General features: G+C 40.4%; 12 protein-coding genes. 5 read left to right on the top strand and 7 right to left on the bottom strand.

The window, feature by feature from the left end; translation table 11 throughout:
* Positions 1-255: 255 nt before the first annotated feature.
* The 3 genes from CZ809_RS08170 to CZ809_RS08160 all read right to left on the bottom strand — a co-directional run bounded on the left by CZ809_RS08170 (position 256) and on the right by CZ809_RS08160 (position 3,051).
* Entirely contained in the window at positions 256-1,494 is a 1,239-nt protein-coding gene (locus tag CZ809_RS08170) for an outer membrane protein transport protein (RefSeq protein WP_080156921.1), read from the bottom strand.
* Between the two features lie 263 nt (positions 1,495-1,757).
* Positions 1,758-2,495 carry a DUF3379 family protein gene (locus CZ809_RS08165; RefSeq protein ID WP_080156918.1) on the bottom strand — a complete coding sequence of 246 codons (738 nt, stop codon included), beginning with the start codon at positions 2,493-2,495 and terminating at the stop codon, positions 1,758-1,760.
* A complete protein-coding gene (locus tag CZ809_RS08160) occupies positions 2,488-3,051 on the bottom strand; it encodes a sigma-70 family RNA polymerase sigma factor (RefSeq protein WP_080156917.1) in 564 nt (187 codons plus the stop codon). Before CZ809_RS08160 ends, CZ809_RS08165 begins: the two co-directional genes overlap by 8 nt.
* A 619-nt stretch (positions 3,052-3,670) precedes the next feature.
* Between CZ809_RS08160 and fadI the strand changes: the two genes are divergently transcribed.
* Both fadI and fadJ read left to right on the top strand, forming a co-directional pair.
* Positions 3,671-4,981, top strand: a complete 1,311-nt coding sequence (gene fadI, locus CZ809_RS08155) for an acetyl-CoA C-acyltransferase FadI (RefSeq protein WP_080156916.1) — start codon at positions 3,671-3,673, stop codon at positions 4,979-4,981.
* Positions 4,981-7,083 (top strand): fatty acid oxidation complex subunit alpha FadJ, encoded by a 2,103-nt coding sequence (fadJ, locus tag CZ809_RS08150; protein WP_080156915.1) that lies wholly within the window; start codon positions 4,981-4,983, stop codon positions 7,081-7,083. The genes fadI and fadJ overlap by 1 nt, the downstream gene beginning before the upstream one ends.
* A 640-nt stretch (positions 7,084-7,723) precedes the next feature.
* On the opposite strand, the gene CZ809_RS08140 is transcribed toward fadJ, so the two are convergent.
* Positions 7,724-10,489 (bottom strand): insulinase family protein, encoded by a 2,766-nt coding sequence (locus CZ809_RS08140; RefSeq protein WP_080156913.1) that lies wholly within the window; start codon positions 10,487-10,489, stop codon positions 7,724-7,726.
* 277 nt (positions 10,490-10,766) lie between these two features.
* Between CZ809_RS08140 and sixA the strand changes: the two genes are divergently transcribed.
* Positions 10,767-11,240 carry a phosphohistidine phosphatase SixA gene (gene sixA / locus CZ809_RS08135; RefSeq protein WP_080156912.1) on the top strand — a complete coding sequence of 158 codons (474 nt, stop codon included), beginning with the start codon at positions 10,767-10,769 and terminating at the stop codon, positions 11,238-11,240.
* 16 nt (positions 11,241-11,256) lie between these two features.
* Positions 11,257-11,616 (top strand): hypothetical protein, encoded by a 360-nt coding sequence (locus CZ809_RS08130; RefSeq protein ID WP_235865864.1) that lies wholly within the window; start codon positions 11,257-11,259, stop codon positions 11,614-11,616.
* On the opposite strand, the gene smrB is transcribed toward CZ809_RS08130, so the two are convergent.
* Entirely contained in the window at positions 11,613-12,143 is a 531-nt protein-coding gene (gene smrB, locus CZ809_RS08125) for an endonuclease SmrB (RefSeq protein ID WP_080156911.1), read from the bottom strand. The genes CZ809_RS08130 and smrB overlap by 4 nt on opposite strands.
* A gap of 53 nt (positions 12,144-12,196) precedes the next feature.
* Between smrB and prmB the strand changes: the two genes are divergently transcribed.
* A complete protein-coding gene (gene prmB, locus CZ809_RS08120) occupies positions 12,197-13,129 on the top strand; it encodes a 50S ribosomal protein L3 N(5)-glutamine methyltransferase (protein WP_080156910.1) in 933 nt (310 codons plus the stop codon).
* Between the two features lie 96 nt (positions 13,130-13,225).
* Here the strand turns inward: prmB and queC are convergent, their stop codons facing one another.
* Positions 13,226-13,924 carry a 7-cyano-7-deazaguanine synthase QueC gene (queC, locus tag CZ809_RS08115; protein WP_080156909.1) on the bottom strand — a complete coding sequence of 233 codons (699 nt, stop codon included), beginning with the start codon at positions 13,922-13,924 and terminating at the stop codon, positions 13,226-13,228.
* 327 nt (positions 13,925-14,251) lie between these two features.
* Positions 14,252-15,337: a PLP-dependent cysteine synthase family protein gene (locus CZ809_RS08110; protein WP_144396180.1), complete on the bottom strand. Its 1,086-nt coding sequence runs from the start codon at positions 15,335-15,337 to the stop codon at positions 14,252-14,254.
* Positions 15,338-15,488 lie beyond the last annotated feature (151 nt).

Raw genomic sequence — 15,488 nt, 5'->3', positions numbered from 1 at the left:
TGCTGTGTTTTTGTATTTTTGTGGTTTTTTATCGGGTAGGCTTTGTGCGATAAGACCAAGCTATTAATATTTGAGCGTACACATGTACGAGAACTCATGCTAATTCAGCGGTTTATGTTGATGGTTATTTGTGCGTTATTCTTTGTTTTTTGGTCGGTTATCATGAGTAAAATAAAGATTGGCTATTATTTCGCGTATAAAAAAAGAAGCCACTACGGCTTCTTTTTTATAATTGATTATTACTGTACGCTCAAATTAGAATGAACGGCTGTATTGTAGACCGTATAGCCATGCATCAGCACGGGTAGTCGCATTTACTGACATACCAATAGGATTTGTTTCTTGTGCATTAACATCTTTACCAATCAGGTAAGTTAGGCCGAAATCGATAGTTGATTTGCTATCAACGTGGTAACTGAAGCCACTTGATAACCAGTCACGTGCAGAATCAGGAACTGAAATAGAGGTATTACTCTTTTGTTGAGCACTGGTGTCATGCATGTAACCTGCACGTAGTGTCCAATCATTGTTTAGGTAGTAAGTGCCACCTACAGAGTAGTGCCAGCCATCTTGCCATTGGTAATTATTCAGCTCTACGTTACCTGATGTCTCTAAGACGTCGAACTCGCTCCAACGGATCCATTGAATACTATAGTGAACCGCAAATTTATCGTTTAGTTTATTAAAACCAGAGAATTCAAGCATATCTGGCAGTGGTATTTTTAATTTTTGGCCGTCAATATTAGCGCCCGCATAATGCATGTCGCCTTTAGCTTCTAGTGTTGGGCTGTAACGGTATGATAAACCAAAACGGTTATTGTCATTGAATTCGTAGATTGTGCCAAGATTGAAGCCAAGTGCTAGGCCGTCTGCATCAATATCAAGTAGATTTACTTTAGGGGTATTTATATTTCCGATAGGCGTTGAAATTGTGCCTGCTGGAATATAACGTTTTAATTTACCGCTACCATGAATAATATCTAAACCACCACCAACGCTAAAATGTTGGTTTATACGGTAAGCAGCGCTTAAACCTAAATTAACGCTTTTAACGTCAGTTAAACCACCGAATGCATTGGCTGCATAATTATCATCAAATTCAGTTTTAGTGCCGAAGTTTGAATATAACGAAGCACCTACTGAAAATTTATCATTAATAGGTTGAATGTAGTAGATGTTCGGTGCGTAGCTAGTGCCACCAATTGATGTGTCATTTATAGATTTATTATTATATTGGGCATTGGTAACATTCACATCTGTATCAATGGCAATAACACCTAATGATAATGCTGGTGCGTCAAAAAGAGCCATTGAAGCGGCGTTTTTGGCCATAGTCGATGCGTTATCAGCAATAACACCGTCACCAGAGAATGCACGACCTAAACCTGTTGCTGATTGGGCATTCAATTGGAAGCCCGCAGCCATTGTTTGTGACGATGCTAAGGCGATGGCTACAGTAATAACTGAGCGTGTAAATATCTGCTTCTTGTTCATGCTTTTATGATTCCTGATCATGATTTTTATATTTATTAGTCCAGTCTATATATGACTGATTGGCGATGATTGTAGGGGGGGGGAGAGCCGTATCAAAGCTGACCAGTCGTTTAGGCTGGGAAACATATTTTATCATGTTCATTTGGGTTATTTTTGGATCATTTGAATATATATCATTAAAAATAAGCAGATTAAGTGACAACTAAAAATCGATATTTTACTAAACATATCGATTTTTAGGTCGTTGTGTAACGATTTATTGGCTAGATTTGCCAGTAAAGCTCAGATTTAAGTTTTTCTGCAATTGGCATTAGTTTTTGATCTTTGTCTCCAACAACAATTAAGCTGGCATCTTGTAGGGGTAATAATAAACTTTTATTGGTATGGTCACTGTCTGTCGCCATCTGCGTACTGGTTTGTGGCACGATAAATACCGTCATTTTCCCTTTATCGGTACCTACAACCATGTGCAAGGCACGGTTACCTTCAAAACCACAATAATTGAGATAATAAATATGGCCGGGTAGCTGATTCATACTGGTACCAAAAGGTTTAAGTTTGGCATTAACCTGCTGCAACGTTACTGCTTCATCTGTATGCTCAACAAATTTCGCTTCAGCATTAACGTGTTGTAAAGCGATACTCGACATTGATATTGGAGTAAAGACCTGCTGCGTAGGATGCTGTGGTGAAAACCCATATTGTTGCCCTACCATAACTCCGACAAAAAACATTACAGACGCGGCTAACCCGTAAGATAGATAGCGTTTATAGTGAGACTGTTTTGGGGGATGTACCTGACTTGATTGATGGAATAAGATCCTATCAGCCAGATTATCAGGAATATCAACCTGCAATGCTTGTTTTAGTTGTTGATCTAATTGCTGTAATTCATTGGAAAAATGGCGATTAGTGATGGACTGATTTTTAGTTTTAATCAGTTCTGGGTCATTATCATTAGGATCTGCCAGTAAACGGCGACGAAATTCTAGATCATCCATGATGATTCCCCTTTTGAGTCGTTTTCTTTTCAAGTTGTTCTTTTAGTTGGTTACGAGCACGAAAAAGTCGCGTCATAACAGTATTGCGATTCAGGTTTAAGATCCCCGCGATTTCATCGCCATTAAATCCAGCCATCACTTGTAAAATTAACGGTTCTCGATATTCGGGGGCTAGCTTCATGATTAGTCTATGTAATAAATATTGGTCAGCATCCATTTCGACACTGGGTTTAGTGTCTGCAATATGGTGATCATCAATATCGACTAAGTCAAATTGTTTACGTTCAAATCTACGCGCATTTTCACGGCGTAAAATAGTGATCAACCATGCTTTAGCAGCATTATCATCTTGTAAATTATCTAATGATTTCCATGCGCGTAGACATGTTTCTTGCACTAAATCTTCAGCAATATGGGGATCATGAGATAACCAATAAGCATAGCGATATAAATCTTGGTGCCATGCTCTAACAAGGGCTTCGTAACGTTTTTGTTTATCCATATTTAAACAGACCGTAGCAGAAGCTTTTTTGTTACTAAAAAATTTTTTTATCATTGATGAGCCTGTTTAGCGTTATTGCACCAATTAATGATGCCATCTGATAACTTTTTTGAATGATGCACTATCTTTTTGTGTATAAGATCGTATAAATAGCAATAAAATTGATCTGGTTCAAATTCTGTTCTGAGTGGTAGGTTATAGTTGTCGGGTCATCTGATGGTTGAGGTTATGGTTAAGTTGAATAACTTAATAATAGTTAATACCGTCTGTTGAGCAAGATGACAACTTCCTTTTGAAGGCTGACTTTACTTTCTCCTATCAGGGGTTTTCCTGATTTGCAATTGGCTTTATGTTAATTGATTATTTTATTACGCTGATTGATTGCTTTCTGCGTGAATTCAAACCATACCTAAGGGTGTGGTTTTTTTTTGCTTAAATTTAGCCCCCGCGACATTATCCCTTTAAAATAATACCTATATTTTATGAGTATTTAGTCACAGAGTAATTGTTCTTTTTTATACTACAACCCATCTTAAAGTCGAAGTGTTTTACGTCAAAAACGTCATTTAAGAAGCATTTTTAAACAAATGTTTTTTTTTGATTACTTTGTGGTTACAATTATGTGGTCTGACCTCGCAATTGAGGTTAATTATAATTGTGACAAGGAGTTGCGATGACGGGTCTTCAACATATCACCACACGTAACGGTGAACGTATTGCTATTGTTAGCGGGTTACGGACACCATTCGCACGTCAATCAACCGCATTTGATCGTTTATCCGCCCTTGATTTGGGTAAGTTAGCCGTTAATGAAATGCTACAAGTGGCTGACTTTGATCCACAGTTAATTGATCAAGTTGTGTTTGGCCAAGTTGTGCAAACCCCTGAATTACCAAATATTGCGCGTGAAATCGTACTGGGTACGGGAATGAATATTCACACTGACGCCTATAGTGTCACGCGAGCCTGTGCGACCAGCTTTCAAGCTGCCGTTAATGTAACGGAAAGTATTATGGCCGGCTCGATTGATATTGGTATCGCGGGCGGTGCTGACTCAACCTCAATGCTACCTATTGGGGTCAGTAAAAAAATGGCTGCGACGTTATTAGCATTAAGTAAAGCCAAAACCATGCCGGCACGCTTAAAATTACTCAGTGCATTAGGCGTCAAAGATCTGATGCCAGTACCACCTGCCATTGCTGAATACTCAACGGGATTGAGCATGGGACAAACGGCAGAACAAATGGCAAAAAGTCATGCGATTAGTCGAGAAGAACAAGATGCTTTTGCGCATCGTTCTCATATGTTAGCGGCTAAAGCATGGCAAGATGGATTATTGAATGATGAAGTAATAACTGCATTCTCAGCGCCTTACCTGCAATGGATTGATCGTGATAATAACATTCGTCAAGATTCAACATTGGCAGCATACGCGCAACTAACCCCAGCATTTGATCGTTTACATGGCAGTGTTACAGCTGCTAATTCAACCCCATTAACCGATGGCGCAGCGGCAATATTATTGATGCGAGAAGGGCGAGCAAAAGAATTAGGCTTGACTCCGCTTGGGTATATTCGCTCTTATGCATTTACTGCGATTGATGTTGCAGAAGATATGCTAATGGGGCCGGCCTATGCCAGCCCATTAGCCCTTGAACGTGCAGGATTGACTCTTGGTGATTTAACCTTAATTGATATGCATGAAGCATTTGCAGCTCAAACTTTAGCCAATGTAAAAATGTTCAGTTCTAAACGGTTTGCTCAACAAAAACTGGGTCGAGATAACGCGCTTGGTGATATAGACATGGATAAATTTAATGTTCTTGGTGGCTCGATTGCTTACGGTCATCCTTTTGCTGCGACAGGCGCAAGAATGATCATTCAAACATTACATGAATTGCAACGTCGAGGTGGTGGTTTTGCATTAAACACCGCTTGTGCTGCTGGTGGCCTTGGTGCAGCAATGATTTTGGAGGCAGAATAATGACCCAATCAGCATTTAGTTTATCTTATGGCGATAATGGCATTGGCTGGCTTAAAATTGATGTTGCCAATGAAAAAATGAACACCTTACAAGCTGCTTTTGTTGATCAGGTTAATGATGTCTTAGCTGAATTAACTCACCATCCCGAACTTAAAGGTTTGGTGGTGTATTCAGGTAAAACGAATAACTTCATTGCTGGTGCTGATATTCGTATGTTGGCAAAGTGTGAAACAGCCACTGAGGCTGAAGCGCTAGCAAATAAAGGTCAACAGCTATTTAATGCCCTTGAAAATTTACCAATGCATGTCGTGGCTGCTATTCATGGACCCTGTTTAGGCGGGGGATTAGAGCTGGCATTAGCGTGTCATAGTCGAATTTGTACCGACGATGATATTACGCGTTTAGGCTTACCTGAAGTGCAATTAGGCTTATTACCAGGCTCTGGTGGAACCCAACGTTTACCACGCCTCATTGGTGTTGCAAATGGCTTAGAATTAATGCTCACGGGTAAACAGGTACGAGCAAAGCAAGCCTTAAAAAAAGGGTTGGTTGATCAAGTTGTGCCACAGACTATTTTGTTACAGGTAGCAGAACAAGTGGCTTTAACCACTAAGCCAATTCGTACCCATTCATTTCAAGATTGGGCGATGGCTGGTAATGCTTTTGGCCGAAGTGTGGTGTTTGATCAAGCCGCTAAAAAAGCGCAGCAAAAGGCACGTGGATGTTATCCCGCCATTGATGCGATTTTAGATACTGTAAAATATGGTTTAGAAAAAGGCATTGAAGCCGGGCTTGAACAAGAAGCGAAAGTGTTTGGTGACTTGGTAATGACTGCGGAATCAAGCGCATTACGCGATATTTTCTTTGCTACGACGGCGATGAAAAAAGAGACAGGTGCCGATGCTGAGCCAATTAATATCGAGCGTATAGCGATACTGGGTGGCGGTTTAATGGGCGGTGGGATCGCGCATGTGTCAGCTATGAAAGCGGGTTTAGCGGTACGAATAAAAGATATTACTAATGATGGTATTCAGCATGCACTCGCGTATAACTATGCCATTTTAAATAAACAACGTCAGCGGCATATTATTCGAAAACCACAACTGCAACAGCAGATGTTACGTATTACTGGCAGCACTGATTATCGTGGTATAGCTCATGCTGATGTGGTGATAGAAGCCGTATTTGAAGATATTGCGCTTAAACAACAGATGGTGCAAGAAATCGAAGCCAATACATTCGAGCACACAATTTTTGCAACTAACACGTCCTCGATTCCGATTCATCAAATTGCAGCAAATGCGCAGCGCCCACAAAATATTGTTGGTTTACACTATTTTAGTCCGGTTGAAAAAATGCCATTAGTGGAAGTTATTCCACACGCCACAACCTCCGCCACAACCATTGCAACTGTGGTTGCATTAGCTAAAAAACAAGGTAAAACCCCGATTATCGTTGCTGATAAAGCAGGTTTTTATGTTAACCGTATTTTAGCGCCATATATGAATGAAGCGGCTCAAATATTATTAGCGGGTGAGCCTATTGAACATATTGATACGGCGTTACTTAATTTTGGTTTTCCGGTTGGACCAATAACATTACTTGATGAAGTTGGGGTTGATATTGGTGCTAAGATCAGCCCTATTTTAGTCACAGAGCTCGGTGAGCGTTTTGCGACACCAGCAATGTTTGATGTATTACAACAAGATGGGCGTAAAGGTCGTAAAAGTGGTAAAGGGTTCTATTTGTATAACACCAATAATAAAGAAGTGGATAAATCGGTTTATACCTTACTTGGGATCACACCAGAACAGCAATTAACTGAAGCCAATATTTCGATTCGTTGTACGTTAATGATGCTTAATGAAGCGGCTCGCTGTTTACATGAAGGGGTGATTCAATCTGCTCGTGATGGTGATATTGGCGCTATATTTGGTATTGGTTTTCCACCATTCCTTGGCGGCCCATTCCATTACATGGATCACCTAGGCATTGATTTGGTGGTTGATATGATGCGTGAATACAGCGATGCTCATGGTGAAAGATTTGCACCTTGTGATTATTTAGTCGAGATGGCGCAACAAGAAAAGCGGTTTTATTAGCGTTGATCGTGTAATTGATGTTTAAAAATAACCGTAACAAAAAAAGCCTGTTCAATGTAGTGATCCTTAACGTTGGATACTTCATCATGCTGGCTTTTTTATTGTTATGAGTTCGATATTAGTACGTACAGCGAATTAAACGAAAATGAGATTCAAATAATTTGCTGCGGCAAAGACGATAACCCACAGCGGCAAAGACTAACGCGATGAAGGTGTTCACATGGCCCACTAATATCAGCAATAATGCGCTCAATGCAATAAAACAGAAAGCATAGAGAAAGATATCAATCTGACTGTGAGATAAAGTGGCAGCACAGTGCGGGCAAACAAAATTATCTTCATACGCGTTCAGTTTTGGCGCGTGTATTTCAATTTGGCAATGTGGGCATTGTTGAGTCACGTGAGTCCTCTTCTAATCTATTCGTTACTATCGTAAGCATTTCTATCTATATTAATTCGTGATAGTAATAGCGATATATTCGAGATAAACATTATGGTTTGAAGAGGGCTTAATTGGCTACTGAAATCTTATGAAAGTGATTTTTATCATAATAAAAGTAGATCAGATTAGAGTGCAAAATAAAAATCCCATTTATGTTGAACTCTTTCTTGTTGAAAGTACATAAATGGGATTTTTTATTTAGTAAGCGTTCTTTTGAAAATCAGCTATAGATTCAATGGCTTTGCCGATTGTTAATGGTTCTGCATCATGGTGGGTTTTCCCCGTGTAATACATGACTAACCGGTTTGCGGTACGAGGCTTAACCGTATCAACAATAAACTTAATCATATCAACACGGCTGAGTTGTTTTAGCTTTTCAACCACTAATTGGCGCTGATTGAAGTTTTCATCTTTATTGCCAATGCTGACCCAAAACCGTTGTGCACGTGAACGTAGGTTAGTATCGGGCTCAGAAATTTGTGCAATAAGTCCTTTTTTACTCGCTTGCCATTGTGCTTCACTTAACTCTAATAACACAAGTGCAAAAGCATTGGTGAAATCATCGATAGCATCGGATAAATAACTTGGCTCAGCCACAGGAGATTGAATATACAAGATCAATCCTGGGTGACGATTTAGTGGCAAATTACCCGTTCCCACCATATAACCAAGCTGTTGTTTGGTCCGTAATTCATGGAAAAACGTGGTCGACATTAAATGATTAGCGAGTGTATAAATCGCAATTTTGTGTGGCGTTGTTTGACGAGATTGGTAATACATCAAAATCGCTGAGTCTTCATGATGACAATCTAACTCGTAAGTTAAGGTGCCACTGTTTTCTAAATGCACTAATGGACGTTGTGATTCACCGTATAATTGGTCAGTGACTCTAAAGGCATCTTTGAGGGTTTCAGCCAGTGCCAACGCATCTTTTTTGACCCAATTACCATAGACAAAAGCATCAATGTGTATTTCGGCAAACATCGCCTCAACAAATGGTGGTAGTTCATCAATAGTGATGGTTTCCAGTGCTTCGATAAGGTGCGGATAAGGCGGATTATTCGGCTGTAATAATCCTGTAAGTTGATTAAACAACTGAGATATTGGTTTATCTTCTGCTGCATTGCGCCAATTACGTAACATTTGGGCTTTGATATTATCAAACCGTTGCTGAGTAAAATGGCGGTTTTTAAAACGCGCTAAAATCAGTTGCATCAATTGAGGTTGTTTTTCACTAAAGCCAGAAAGCTGTAGGGTTACACCGCCTTGATGAGCATAAAGATTGTAAGACATTCCTGCAATTTCAGCTGGGTAAGCCGATTCATTGATTGCTTCTAATAACAGTTCGACACACAACCGTGTTTTAACAATATTTTCCGTTGAACTCACGGCATGTGGGCTATCAATAGCGACGTAAACAATGCCTTTCGGTACGCGAAAATCATGTTCTTGTTTATGCCATAAACGAAAACCGGGTAAATCTTGAATTAATTGTGGGGGTAATTCAGATCCTGCTTCAAGTGGCAAGGGTTCAAATTGTTCACACAAATAAATATTAGGCTCTGGTAATAATAATGCGTCATCAAGGCTGACATTGGTCCAGCTTTCAATTTGTTGTGGTGTGAATGGTGTCACTGAATAAGGGGTGTCATACCAAGCAGCAACCCGATCGTAGTGTCCACCTTGGGCGACTAAGGTTAAGCGCATATTACTCACGCTAAGGTAAGCTAATAGTTGTTCAAGTAGATCTTGATCATAGCCTTCCATCATATAATCGCCGTAGATAATATCTTCCGCGTTGTAATGCAGCAGATTCATCACTAAATAACTGACAGTATCCAGAGGGCGGCTTTTCTCTTGATAACGGAATGCCATTTCCAAGACGGATTTCTTCTCTTGGTAACGCCATGCATTTAACCCTTGCTGTTTGATTAAAGTAATAAAGGCAAACACGCACTGCACGATTTCATCTGTGTGTTGCTGGCCTTTAGGGGTTAAATTTAAACCAATGGTAAATTCACGGAAATTATTACCACTGACACCACCGCCAGCGGTAAGGGTATTGATTAATCCACGTTGTTTTAATATTGCCATTAAACTGCCCGTGCCTTCATTTCCCAGTAGGTGAGCAATGTATGACAACGGCTTAATTTGATAATGCGCATCAACAGATGGCAACGCAAAAGATAAAGTTAATTTACGTAATTCTTTAATAGGTTCAATTTGAATGAACTTCTGACATTCGTTTTCAGTAACAAATGGCACGTCTATTGCTGGTTTTTTAGTGGTAGCATTAGGAATTTCACTAAAGAACGTTTGAGTGAAGTGTTCTAGTTCATCTAATGATTGTGGGCCTAATAGCACCAGCCCCATCACATCAGCTGAATAATGTTGATGATAAAATGCCAGCAGATCATCACGTACAGACTGGCCATTACGATCATCAAGCGTAGTGAGATCGCCAACCGAAAATTTAGCGAAAGGGTGGGCTTGATTAATGGTTTCTTTTTGCACTTGATACAAACGACGCACATCGTCTTTTATTTTTAGTTTGTATTCAGAATCAACAGCTTGACGTTCTTTATCAACCGCGTCTTCATTAAATAATGGGGCGGTAAAAAATTGGCCAAAGCGATCTAATCCCTCTTCAAATGCATGGGGACTGATTTCAAAGAAAAACGTAGTGTTTTCAGTGCCTGTCCATGCATTATTGCTACCACCATTACGGTTGATAAAGGTTTGGAATTCACCGACGCGTGGGTATTTTTCGGTGCCAAGAAAAAGCATATGCTCAAGAAAGTGTGCCATGCCTTGACGATCCGTGGGATCATCAAAGTGGCCTATCTCGACAGACAATGCAGCAGCAGAGCGAGGCGCTTCAGCATCATGAACGAGCAGTACTCGAAGTTCATTCGCTAAAGTGAGATAGCGATACTGCTTATGATCGTTAGGGCTAGTATGCACAGGAAGAGCCTATTTTTGAGGGAATTAGGTTAAGTATGACGTTCAATATTAAGGCTGGCAAATTGAAGATGCGATTAGATGAATTATAAGTCGCATTTCTGTTAATAAATTAAATAAATAAGTGATGAGTTAACCAATTGAGCCATTAAAAAGTAAGCTTAGCCACAGAATTAAAACTCTATGGTTATGCCAATAATAAAAGCATGTAATAATGATCGACCGACTCGATGATGTGAGTAGGATCTGCGATTGTTTAACTGAGGTTATCGAAATATCTATGCAAATTTATATTATGCGTCACGGTGAAGCCGAAAATTTTGCTGCAAGTGATGCTGAACGCCCATTAACGACGCGTGGCATTGCGCAATCACAGCAAATGGCAACATTATTAGCATCACATTTGAAGGGAGAATTAGATCAAGTATGGGTTAGCCCTTACTTACGAGCCCAACAAACATGGCAAGCAATGGTAAAGAGCTTACCTACCGCGACTCAAGTCGGTAGCGTTGAAGATATTACCCCTTATGGTGATGCTGAAACGGTGGCTGATTTTATTAAAGCGACCATTGAAACCGAGCAACCACAATCGTTACTGTTGATTTCACACTTACCGCTAGTGGGCTATTTAACAGCAGAGTTAGTTCCCGGATTACAACCACCTATGTTTTTAACCTCTGCGATTGCCGCGATTGATTATGATCCACAATCAGGAAAGAGCAAATTGTTGTGGCAGCATCAACCACATAAATAATAGGTAATAAATGACCATGACGAAGTGTGAGATTATGGCGCTGGCGGGTGTCTTGTTTATGGCTGGATGCAGTGTGGGTGAGCCAGCCCATATTACAGCTAACGGTATGGTGAAATGGTCTGATGGGCAAACTGAAGGCATGCATATTTCACAAACGGGCAGTAGCTTAACATTCGCTAACCATTCCAATGAAGTCGGTGCTCCGCCATTGGTCATTTTTGCGCGTATTGATAGCGCCCGTAATGATGATTGTGAGTATTTCTATGTTGAAACCGCAGTTAAAGAACGCCTTAAAGTCTGTGAGACAGGAGAAGTGACGTTATTTAACCGTGGTAAAGTAATCAAAGTTGGCCATATGGTAAAACCACGGTATTAGCGCTCTGGTATATCAATTAAGACGAGCAACGCGCCCGCGCCACCAAATTCTAAAGGCGCTTGGTGAAAAGCCATCACATCAGGATGTTGTGCTAACCACATTGGTGCTTTTTGTTTGAGAATATGTTTGCCAATGCCATGCATAACACAAGCACATGACACGTGTTCTTTGATACAAGCGGCAATCATTGCGGCTAATTCACGTTTTGCTTCTTGTTGTGTCATACCGTGCATATCAAGATAAATGTCAGGCACATATACACCACGACGTAATTTCTTTACTTCATATTTAGACACGCCAGTTCGCGCATATTGGGTTGGACCTGTGTCGCTAAGGTGGGGCTCAAATTCATCTGAGAAATAAAACTCATGATTTTGAGTCTCTTTGCCCATCACTTTTGCTTTATCTGCTTTTGAGTTCTGTTGACGGGGCGTGATTATGGTATCATGCGTGAACTTTTTTACGCCTTTTACCTCTGCCTTGAAGAGATCAAAATCATCTTCAAGCGGTGAATTTTTATTACTCATAATGAAATTCCAACAATTATATAGTGGTATTGTAGCGTTTATCGGAGGCTATTTTGGATAAGATTTTTGTCGACGAAGCTGTCAGCGAACTTCACACATTGCAGGACATGCTACGTTGGACGGTTAGCCGTTTTAACGCTGCTGGCCTATTTTATGGTCATGGTACAGACAATGCGTGGGATGAAGCCGTGCAACTGGTACTACCGACAGTTTACTTACCGTTGGATGTTCCACCGGAAGTGCGTAATTCTCGTTTAACAAGCAGTGAGCGTCATCGTATTGTTGAGCGTGTTATGCGTCGAATCAATGATCGTACACCCGTATCATACTTAACGAATGTTGCCTACTTTTGCGGTATGGAGTTCTTCGTTGATGAACGTGTATTAGTACCACGTTCACCGATTGGTGAGCTCATTGAAAACCGTTTTGAACCCTTTTTACAACAAGAACCAACACGTATCATGGATCTGTGTACGGGCAGTGGCTGTATCGGTATAGCTTGTGCGCACATGTTCCCTGAAGCAGAAGTCGATATTGTTGATATTTCGACTGATGCACTCGCTGTTGCTGAGCAGAATATAACGGATCATGGCCTTGAGCAGCAAGTGATTCCGCTTCGTTCTGATCTTTTACGTGATATTCCAAAAGATAAATACGATCTTATCGTGACCAATCCACCGTATGTTGACCAAGAAGATATGGACAGCCTACCAGAAGAATTCCGTCATGAGCCAGAGCTAGGTTTAGCCGCGGGCAGTGATGGTCTAAAATTGGTACGTCGTATTCTTGCAAATGCACCGGATTACCTTAAAGACGACGGTATTTTGATTTGTGAAGTGGGTAACTCAATGATCCACATGGAAGAGCAATATCCGCATATTCCATTCTTGTGGCTAGAGTTTGCGAATGGTGGTCACGGTGTGTTCATGTTAACTCGTGAGCAGCTTGTTGATTGTGCTGCCGATTTTGCACTTTACCGCGATTAATCAGTACCCAAATAACGCAAAATAAAAAGCCGACATCAATAGTATTGATGTCGGCTTTTTTTATATTATTTGCTATTTAAATCAATGCGATAATGATTACGCTTTATGTTGTGCTTGCTTGGCTTTCAATGCAGCCATAACCGTCGCTTGATGCTGTAAGTAATCTTCTAAGCCGGCACGACGTAAATCGCAAGATGGGCAGTCACCACAGCCATCACCGACAATACCGTTGTAACAAGTTAATGTTTGTTCGCGAATATAATCTAGCTTGCCATATTGATCAGCAAGCGCCCATGTTTCGGCTTTATTGAGCCACATTAATGGGGTTTCGATAGTAAATTGACGATCCATACCGAGCACTAACGAGTGGTTAAGTGAGCGTACAAATTCATCACGGCAATCAGGATAGCCAGAGAAATCTGTTTCACAAACACCTGTGATCACCGCTTCTGCACCAATTTGGTAGGCATAAATACCCGCTAAAGTTAAAAATAAAATGTTACGTCCTGGTACAAATGAATTAGGTAAACCATTGGCTTGTAATTCATGAGAAACAGGAATGCTATCGCGGGTTAATGAACTGATTGCAAGCTCACCAATTAAGCTGACATCCATGACTTTATGTGCGGCAACACCAAGATCTTTGGCAATGTGCTCGGCAATTTCAACCTCTAGTTTGTGGCGTTGACCATAATCAAACGTAATACAGTGCACTTCATCGTAGTGCGCTAATGCTTGAATGAGACACGTGGTCGAATCTTGACCGCCACTGAAAACAACTACGGCTTTTGCCATGATGAATTATCCTTTGTGAGTGATTACCGAGAAACAGTCGGTACAATAATAGTCTAATGATGATTTCATTAGCATGGGGATATGCTAACTCAGCTGAAGGCGATAGAAAAGTAGCGATGACAAATAGCACCGATAAAAAAAAGCCGTACAAAGTGTACGGCATAAAATAAGCGTGATACGTTATCCATATAAACCTAATTGATAAAATGCAGAGCACAATTAGTTTTATCCGTATTTGCTTAAAGACACAAAATATAACCGGGTTGTAAATAAAAATAGGGGGGTTGGCGCTGTAGCTAACCAACCCAAGGGGTTGTTCTTTATTCGTTATACTGGCCACTCACCCGTTTGTTGTAAGTGCTGCAATTGAGCTAGGTGTGGATTAATATCGCCAATATTGGCGGTGATCCAGTCGTCGTTATAATAGGTTTCTAAATAACGTTCACCGCTGTCACATAACAAGGTCACAATTGAACCTGTTTCACCGCGTTGTTTCATTTCTGTCGCTATTTGCAATACGCCATACAAGTTAGTACCTGTTGAAGCTCCTGCTTTACGACCAATGATCTTTTCTAACCAATGGACGGTTGCCACACTGGCTGCATCAGGAATTTTGCGCATTTCGTTAATAACATTGGGAATAAAACTGGGTTCAACGCGTGGTCGTCCGATTCCTTCAATGCGGCTTCCTGTTGTTAACGTAATCGCAGTATCTCGTTCCTTAAAATAGTCGTAGAAGACAGAATTTTCAGGATCAACCACACATAATTGAGTGGGGTGCATTTGGTAACGAATATAGCGACCAATTGTGGCCGATGTACCACCTGTTCCTGGGCTCATTACAATCCAGCTTGGAATTGGAAATCGCTCAAATTTCATTTGGTTAAAAATACTGTTCGCAATATTGTTATTACCACGCCAGTCAGTTGCTCGTTCAGCATAAGTAAATTGATCCATATAATGACCATTTAATTCTTTGGCTAAGCGACGAGATTCTTCATAAATAGCGGCTGATGAATCAACAAAGTGGGCTTTACCACCGTAAAATTCAATTTGCTCAATTTTTTTGCGTGCTGTTTTCCGTGGTACTACCGCAATAAACGGCAGTCCGAGTAAACGTGCAAAGTAGGCTTCTGATACTGCGGTGCTGCCTGATGACGATTCAATTACCGTCGTATCTTGGTTTATCCAACCATTACAGAGCGCATACAAAAATAATGAACGTGCTAAACGATGTTTTAGGCTTCCCGTCGGATGCGTACTTTCATCTTTTAGATAGATATCGATACCTTCAAGACTGGGCATATCAAGTTTAATCAAATGAGTATCGGCAGAACGTTGGTAGTCTGCTTCAATGGCTTTGATTGAGTTACTGATCCAAGCATTGTGTTCTGGTACGGTATTTACAGTCATATTCATTACGTATTACCTCTTTGCTTAATTCGAATCCATCGAGTGTTTACTTAATCAACTCCCTTGATGCAACATGGGTATATAGTAAACAATGGTAATAAAAAAATCTTTGCTTTATTTGTTGTTTGTTTGATGTTTTATAGAAAATAGT

It is taken from the genome of Photobacterium piscicola (assembly GCF_900166965.1).
Lineage (GTDB): Bacteria > Pseudomonadota > Gammaproteobacteria > Enterobacterales > Vibrionaceae > Photobacterium > Photobacterium piscicola.
The sequence above is the reverse complement of the archived record's forward strand: the minus strand, read 5'-3'. Positions and strand labels throughout refer to the sequence as shown.

Bases quoted from the DNA above. Each gene is read 5' to 3' on its own strand.
- CZ809_RS08110 (WP_144396180.1), bottom strand. From the start codon at position 15,337: ATGACTGTAAATACCGTACCAGAACACAATGCTTGGATCAGTAACTCA.
- fadJ (WP_080156915.1), top strand. From the start codon at position 4,981: ATGACCCAATCAGCATTTAGTTTATCTTATGGCGATAATGGCATTGGC.
- fadI (WP_080156916.1), top strand. From the start codon at position 3,671: ATGACGGGTCTTCAACATATCACCACACGTAACGGTGAACGTATTGCT.
- CZ809_RS08165 (WP_080156918.1), bottom strand. From the start codon at position 2,495: ATGGATGATCTAGAATTTCGTCGCCGTTTACTGGCAGATCCTAATGAT.
- CZ809_RS08130 (WP_235865864.1), top strand. From the start codon at position 11,257: ATGACGAAGTGTGAGATTATGGCGCTGGCGGGTGTCTTGTTTATGGCT.
- CZ809_RS08170 (WP_080156921.1), bottom strand. From the start codon at position 1,494: ATGAACAAGAAGCAGATATTTACACGCTCAGTTATTACTGTAGCCATC.
- smrB (WP_080156911.1), bottom strand. From the start codon at position 12,143: ATGAGTAATAAAAATTCACCGCTTGAAGATGATTTTGATCTCTTCAAG.
- queC (WP_080156909.1), bottom strand. From the start codon at position 13,924: ATGGCAAAAGCCGTAGTTGTTTTCAGTGGCGGTCAAGATTCGACCACG.
- CZ809_RS08160 (WP_080156917.1), bottom strand. From the start codon at position 3,051: ATGATAAAAAAATTTTTTAGTAACAAAAAAGCTTCTGCTACGGTCTGT.
- sixA (WP_080156912.1), top strand. From the start codon at position 10,767: ATGCAAATTTATATTATGCGTCACGGTGAAGCCGAAAATTTTGCTGCA.